General features: G+C 40.4%; 8 protein-coding genes. 6 read left to right on the top strand and 2 right to left on the bottom strand.

Annotation, left to right across the window (positions count from 1 at the left end):
• The 4 genes from pgk to RQ763_RS07795 form a co-directional block, all read left to right on the top strand.
• Window positions 1-485, top strand: a 485-nt coding sequence (gene pgk, locus RQ763_RS07810) for a phosphoglycerate kinase (RefSeq protein ID WP_314152197.1), incomplete at its 5' end; no start/stop codon positions are given.
• 3 nt (window positions 486-488) lie between these two features.
• Window positions 489-1,196 carry a triose-phosphate isomerase gene (locus tag RQ763_RS07805; protein WP_314152195.1) on the top strand — a complete coding sequence of 236 codons (708 nt, stop codon included), beginning with the start codon at window positions 489-491 and terminating at the stop codon, window positions 1,194-1,196.
• Between the two features lie 107 nt (window positions 1,197-1,303).
• The gene (gene fabI, locus RQ763_RS07800) at window positions 1,304-2,122 is read left to right on the top strand and encodes an enoyl-ACP reductase FabI (RefSeq protein ID WP_314152194.1); all 819 of its coding nucleotides are present in this window, start codon (window positions 1,304-1,306) and stop codon (window positions 2,120-2,122) included.
• A 160-nt stretch (window positions 2,123-2,282) separates the two neighbouring features.
• Window positions 2,283-2,945 (top strand): TorF family putative porin, encoded by a 663-nt coding sequence (locus RQ763_RS07795; protein ID WP_314152193.1) that lies wholly within the window; start codon window positions 2,283-2,285, stop codon window positions 2,943-2,945.
• A gap of 36 nt (window positions 2,946-2,981) precedes the next feature.
• Here RQ763_RS07795 and RQ763_RS07790 read toward each other — a convergent pair whose 3' ends face one another.
• The gene (locus tag RQ763_RS07790; RefSeq protein ID WP_314152191.1) at window positions 2,982-3,458 is read right to left on the bottom strand and encodes a hypothetical protein; all 477 of its coding nucleotides are present in this window, start codon (window positions 3,456-3,458) and stop codon (window positions 2,982-2,984) included.
• A gap of 159 nt (window positions 3,459-3,617) precedes the next feature.
• Between RQ763_RS07790 and RQ763_RS07785 the strand changes: the two genes are divergently transcribed.
• Window positions 3,618-4,946: a hypothetical protein gene (locus tag RQ763_RS07785; RefSeq protein WP_314152190.1), complete on the top strand. Its 1,329-nt coding sequence runs from the start codon at window positions 3,618-3,620 to the stop codon at window positions 4,944-4,946.
• A 139-nt stretch (window positions 4,947-5,085) separates the two neighbouring features.
• Entirely contained in the window at window positions 5,086-6,045 is a 960-nt protein-coding gene (locus tag RQ763_RS07780; protein WP_314152189.1) for an ABC transporter permease, read from the top strand.
• Between the two features lie 62 nt (window positions 6,046-6,107).
• Here RQ763_RS07780 and nusA read toward each other — a convergent pair whose 3' ends face one another.
• On the bottom strand, window positions 6,108-7,241 hold the full coding sequence (gene nusA / locus RQ763_RS07775) for a transcription termination factor NusA (RefSeq protein ID WP_314152187.1): 1,134 nt from the start codon (window positions 7,239-7,241) through the stop codon (window positions 6,108-6,110).
• Window positions 7,242-7,320: the final 79 nt, after the last annotated feature.

The raw sequence follows: 7,320 nt of genomic DNA, 5'->3' as shown, positions 1-7,320 counted from the left end.
CTTCGCTTGTTGAGGACGATCTGCTTGAAGACGCGGGACATATCATGGATGAGGCGAAAAAGCTCGGTGTTAAATTTTATCTTCCCGTCGATGTTGTCGCGGCGGAAAAATTTGCTGAGGATTCCATCATAAAAATAACATCTGCTCAGGAGATTCCTTCAGGATGGATGGGACTTGACATTGGTCCCGCAACCGTAAAACTTTATAAAGAGGTTTTAGGCGATGTTCAGACCGTTTTATGGAACGGTCCCATGGGTGTTTATGAGATGGATAAATTTGCAAGAGGCTCAAATGAGATAGCGCACTTTGTAGCTGACAGCTATGCGACAACCGTTGTGGGCGGCGGCGATACGGCTGATCTGGTTCAGAGAATTGGCGTTGATGATGAGATGACATTTATCTCAACAGGCGGCGGGGCATCTCTAGAGCTGCTTGAGGGCAAGGTTTTGCCCGGTGTGGCATCTTTAGTTATTACGGATGGTTAAGTTATGATTATTGCAGCAAATTTAAAAACAAATCTTACAAGAGAGAAAACTCTCAAATATATAAACGAGGTAGAGAGCTTTTTAAGAAAAAACAGCATCTCTCAAGAGGTTTTTGTTTTTCCTGCAACTTCAAGTTTAAACCCACATGTAGGAGCCGTAGTTGTAGGCGCACAAAATGCTTATCCTACAATTAACGGCGCATTTACAGGTGAAATCGGCTATGAGCAGTTAGAGGAGTTTGGTATAAAAACTATTCTCATCGGTCATAGCGAGAGAAGGCATGTTCTAGGCGAAACACAAGAAGAACTTGTTAAAAAGTTCAACTTTTATAAAGAACTCGGCTTTAAGATTATCTACTGTGTCGGCGAACCGCTTGAGATAAGAGAAGCCGGATTTGAGAGCATGATGGAGTATATCTCCGCGCAGTACGAGGGGATAGACACTTCGTATGAAAATCTCATTGTAGCTTATGAGCCTGTTTGGGCGATAGGAACCGGGCTTACTCCAACAAATGCGGATATCGTAGCGATACATGCAGAACTGAAGAAAAAATCATCGGCTCCTCTACTTTATGGCGGAAGCGTTAAAGTTACAAACGCCAAGGAAGTTTTGGCGCTTGATGGTGTTGAGGGTATTTTAGTAGGCAGTGCCGCACTCTATGCGGAACATTTTTGTACAATGTGCGAATATGCAAGTGTATTAAACAAATAGGGATTACTACTTGACGCGTAACGCGTCGCTTTAGTGCCATAGCGGCTAGCGTAAATGGCGGAATTACTTCCGACATTGTTCAAAATAAAATAATAGGAGAGATGTAAATGGTAATGAAGGGCAAAAGAGGTTTAATAGTAGGTTTGGCAAACGATAAGTCGATAGCGTATGGAATAGCAAAGTCATGCCATGAGCAGGGAGCCGAGTTGGCGTTTACATACTTAAACGATGCGCTCAAAAAGAGAGTTGAGCCGCTGGCTGCATCTTTTGGAAGTGACAAAGTGTACGAACTGGATGTTTCAAACGATGAGCATATGGCAAATATCGCTTCACTAATAGCCAAAGATTTCGGCAAGATCGATTTTTTGGTTCACTCCGTTGCATTTGCTCCAAAAGAGGCGCTTAGCGAGCCTTTTATGAAAACTACAAAACAGGCATTTCAAATTGCAATGGATATCTCCGTTTACTCTTTGATAGACTTGACAAACCGTTTAGAATCCGTCTTAAGCGATGATGCATCTATCCTTACTCTCTCATATTTAGGCGGGCCAAAATATATAGTAAATTATAATGTTATGGGTGTTGCAAAGGCAGCACTTGAATCAACCGTTAGATACATGGCGGTTGAGCTTGGAAAAAAAGGGCAGAGAGTTAACGCTATTTCTGCGGGACCTATCAGAACATTGGCTGCTGCGGGAATAGGCGACTTTAAACAGATTTTAAACTGGAATGAGACAAACTCACCTCTTAAGAAAAATGTAACAACTGAACAGGTCGGCAACTCTGCTATGTACCTACTGAGCGACTTGGCTTCGGGTGTTACGGGTGAAGTTCACTATGTGGATGCTGGATATAACATCATGGGTATGGCCGCAGCTGAGACAACTCCAGAGGGCAAAACTGTTCTTGCTTGGGATGTGAAGTAGACACCAATAAATATTTTTAAAAGCTTAAAGCAGATATGTTTTAAGCTTTTTAACAACCGCATTAAAATTTCTCCAATAAACTGCCTAATTTTTAATCTATTTTTAGTAATATTAATTTAATTCATGTGCAATAATATCACAATCACAAAAAGGATAAAAGATGAAACTTCTTAAATTAAGTGTAATTACCGCATTGCTGGCAACTTCAATATTTGCAGAAGCTGAGAAATCTGGTGTTAGTGTGAGCGCAAATGTAGCACTAACAAGTAACTATGTCTGGAGAGGGATGACGCAAACAAAAGACTCCCCAGCAATTCAGGGCGGAGTTGATTTGGAGTACGCAGGTTTGTATGCAGGTGTCTGGGGATCAAATGTAGAGTTTGGAGATGGAAAAAACTCTTTGGAAGCAGATGTTTATGCAGGATATGCAGGCGAACTCGAAGGAGTCGGTTTTGATATTGGAGCAATAGAGTATATTTATCCAAATATGTCAGATGAGTATAACTTTGCAGAGGTCTATTTTGGATTGAGTAAAGAGTGGGAAAAGTTTGGTCTCAACGCAAAATATAGCGTCGGCATTGAGACTGATGAGTTAGACCCTGAGGATTATTGGGAGGTCGGTGCTTCGGTCAAACTGCCGTATGAGATAGGGTTTAGTGTTAGTTATGGCGACTATGACAACATAGGTACCAACTATTCTGCAGGACTGAATAGATCATTTGAGAAATTCGATTTAAGTGTTGCATACATTGATTTTAATCATGAGAGTGATTCCAGTTCTGATGAAGAGAATGTCGTAGCTACCGTTAGTTTTGCTTTTTAACACAAAACTATATTTCCCCAAAAGGGGAGTATAGTTCTATTTTTTATTGCCTATAACAGGCATTGAGTTTATTTTTTGAGCGTGAGACTCATCCTCGTCCAAAGCGTGAGTGCTGTTATAAAGTGCCATTTTGTCGACATACTCCTGCAGTGTAAAGTTTCTATCTTCGTCGCTATACTTCTCTTGCATCTCTTTTTGCTTTATCACTTCCTCTTTAGTCATCTCTTTTAGAAGTGTGCCAGTTTTGGCTTCGACAAGTTTTGAAGTACCGTTTTCGCCTTCTATGATCTTAACCGCAGTATCTCCTGTGGGCGGTTCAGTACCCTCAACTACGGGTGACCACTCTTCATTTAGCCACTTGTCTAGTTTTTGTTGCATATAGCCACTCTTTCTTTTCTCCGTTTTACCAGCGACACTATTTAGAGCCTTGTTCTGAGAAGGGCTTACCCCATCAATCTTAGTACATGCGCTAAAGAGTGTAACTGCCAATATTGTCATAATAATGTTTTTCATAATGCAAGTATACAGAAAATAAATAACAATCTTATAAAAAATATTAGTTTATTCTCATAAGTTAATCTTAATTTAAAGATAAATATGACACTATGTTGACAATATATTGACATCGTGTTGACAATATGTTAACAACTTTTTAAATTTGGGAGAATTAAAATGAGATTGACAAAATTAAGTTTAATAGCAGCAATGCTAATAGGTTCAACTGCCTTTGCAATTGAAAACACAAAAGTGTCCGGTGACGTGAAATTGTTCTATGGAACAATGGATAGCGATGTTGGAACTTATAAAAGTGTTCTTGGCGGAACTAAACCGTCATTTTTTGATGCTGAAGGCGCTTATGGAAATGCTGCGGGAAATCTGGAGTTGACAACAGACCTTACTAAAGGCGTGTCTGCAGGTGTTAAAGGGACTTATGTAACTACTTTAGGTTTAGAGAACAATCTAGTAGATAATACTTGGTCAAATGTACATACTATATCAGATGCTGCAGGCGCAAGTTTTGCTAGTGAGCTTGGCGGTAAACAGCTTGAGGATGCATTTTTTCTTGGTGAGTTATGGGTTGCAGGTTCTGCATTTGACACAACTGTAAAAGTAGGTCGTCAAGCGCTTGATACTCCTTTGGCGTTTACAGAGACTTGGGGAATTGACCAAAATACGTTTGAAGCGGCAGTTCTAATCAACCAAAGCATTCCTGATACAACTTTAGTTGCTACTTATGTAGGTAAGCATAACGGTTCAAGCTGGGATCCAAAAAGCACTGGTGCTCCACTTGCTCCTGGAACATTAAATGATATTAATTTAGGCGGTGTTCAAGGCGGTGCTGCTCAAGCTGGAATCACTTCTCAGGGTGGTGCGTTTAACACTTTTGGAACAAACGGTGTTTATGTTGCAGGTCTTGTAAACAACTCAATCAAGCCACTGACTGTTCAAGCTTGGTACTATAGCTTACAGCAACTAGCAGAGGCAACATGGTTTCAAGCAGACTTAAATGTCGGCGGTATCTTAGCAGGTGCTCAATATACTGAAATCGAAGTAAATAATTCTGATGAAGATGAAGCATTCGCGGTCATGCTTGGTTATGAGGCTAAAGATGTTGCTACTATCAAAGTTGCATACTCTGATGTAGATGATAAAGGTACTTTAGGAGTAGCTAACGTTGCTACTACAACCGGTCAATCAAAACTATATACTGAGATGTGGTGGGCTTACGGTAATGTATCTTCTACCGGCGCAGAGTCTTACTCTATAACTGCTGAGGGAACTGTTGCGGGTGTTGATCTGCTTGCAGGTTACTATGCTGCTGATATTAACCCAAGTGCAGCGGTTGATACTGAGGTAACTGAGATTGCTCTAGTTGCATCTAAATCATTTGGCCCACTGGATACTTCTGTCGCATTTATCATGGATAATCAAGAAGACAATATAGCAAATACTGATAATGATACTAATCATATTCAGATTTATCTAACATACAATTTCTAGTCACTGCCATACACCCTTTTATAAGCTCATATCCCCCGACCTCCTTCCGGGGGAGTGAGCCCTCCTCATCTTCTCCTTTCCTGTTTTGTGGGAAGATGAGTAGGACTCATTTTGATCTTTTTTAGCTATAATTTTTTCAATGAACAGAGTAATCAAAAAAACAGCGTACATACTTTTTATGCTTCTTCTTATCTCCGTTATCTCCTTTTTGGCGATCCATGCCGCACCCAACAGTTTTTTTGGAGCAGGGGAGTTAAATCCAAATATGACGGATGAGGCAATAGCCGCGTTAAAAGCGGTATATGGTCTTGACAAACCTCTGTGGCAACAGTATGTGGATTGGGTTATAAACATCTTTAGTCTAAATTTCGGCATCTCTTTTGTAAGTGGTCAGGATGTAAGTGCCGAGATAATAAAGCGGCTCCCCGTAACGTTAGCCATGAACATCACCGCACTTGTTGCCGTGTTTGTTATCTCTTTATATTTGGGGATAAAAGCGGCACTTAACTATGAAAAAAAGAGTGATTACATCATACGTCAAGTCTCTCTTGTTTCGTTCTCAATGCCCTCTTTTTATCTGGCACTTCTTTTTATCATTTTCTTCTCTTTGACTTTAGGATTGTTTCCTATCTCGGGTCTGCACTCGGTAGAGCCAAAAGAGGGAGTTGCTTACTATCTTGATATGGTTTGGCACCTTGTTTTGCCGGTAGGAGTTATGATATTTGTAGGGCTTGGAAGCATGATAATCTATATCCGCTCTCTGACACTAGAGATACTAAAGAGTGACTACTACTACTTTGCACTCTCCCGCGGTTTGAACAAAAGAGAGCTGCTTCGCTACTACATATTTCCAAATCTTTTGCCACCGATAATAACTCTTTTAGGGCTCTCTTTGCCGGGACTTATAGGCGGAAGTGTGATTTTGGAGTCTATCTTTGGAATTGAGGGGATGGGGCAGCTTTTTTATATGAGCGCCCTGAGCCGTGACTATCCAATAATTATGGGAACTTTAATGATTACAGCGTTTTTAACGCTGCTTGGAAACATGGTAGCGGATTTGATACTTTTAAAGCTAAATCCGTACATGGCAAGAGAGTAGAGTATGAAATCTGACGCTTTATGCGTCAAACTTTTCTAAAGAAACTTTGTTCCTTTTGCGGACTAACTAAACAGTGCCTTAAGAGCGTCAACACTCTCTTTTTGTTCACCGCTCTCGCCAATGCCATTCTCAGGCTTGTCACTCTCTACCAACTCAATGTTGAGACCGCTAAGCATAGAAGCCAAACGAATATTTATCCCGTTCTTGCCTATTGCTTTTGATTTTTGATCAGATGAGAGTGATACGATAGCCTTTTGCGCTTCACCGTTCTCATCTTTTATAATCTCAACACTAGAGATAATGGCAGGACTCATAATCCTTGATATAAAAAGCTCAGGGATGCTTGAGTACTCGATACAATCTATATTTTCACCGATAAGCTCTTGGCTGACGGCATTGATACGAACGCCTTTAACTCCGACTGTCGCGCCTACTGCATCGACTTGAGGGTGCATGCTGATAAGCGCTACTTTAGCTCTCTCTCCAGGGATACGAGCGCTTCTTTCAACAACTACGGTTCCGTCTGAAATCTCAGGAACCTCAAGCGCTAAAAGCTCTTCTAAAAATTTTGGAGATGTACGTGAGAGCTCGATTTGGATACCGTTCTCTTTGTCCATATTTACACGGCGGACAACCGCTTTGAGGTGGTCTCCGATTTTGAAAACTTCACCTTTTATACGGTTTTTCATAGGTAAAACCGCACGAACTTCATCAATATCAATATATGTCGCATTGTTGTTGTCCACTCTTGTTACTCTGCCGGTAACGAGTGTCCCGATTTTGGCTTTATATTTGTTAAAAATCTCATCTTCTATAAGTCTTTGAATATGGTACTCTATCTCACGGTGAAGTGTTGAAGCGGCAGTTCTGCCATACTCCTCCAAGTCGTGTGGAATCTGAAGCTGATCATCAAGTTCTACCTGATCGTCATACTCTCTTGCTTCAGTTATTGAGATATAGGCGGGAGCTATAAACTCATCTTGAAGCCTCTCATCATCGTCTGCAACCACGGTTATCGTCTGAATAACATCAATAGTTTTTGTTTGGTTGTTTATTACTGCTTCAAAGGCAAATTTCTGGTTAATTACTCTTTTTGCGGTTTGAATAAATGCTGTTTTTAATGCCTCTTTTACCTTTTCTGGTTTAAGACCTTTTTCATGTGCTATTGCATCGACTATATCTAGAATTTTTTCCATTACTGTATCCTGTACAAAATTGTCTCATAAAAAACAGTGTTAAAATATTTTTAGGGATTTCTTATGAAGAGTGTAATAG

It is taken from the genome of Sulfurimonas sp., assembly GCF_032250635.1.
Lineage (GTDB): Bacteria > Campylobacterota > Campylobacteria > Campylobacterales > Sulfurimonadaceae > Sulfurimonas.
The sequence above is the reverse complement of the archived record's forward strand: the minus strand, read 5'-3'. Positions and strand labels throughout refer to the sequence as shown.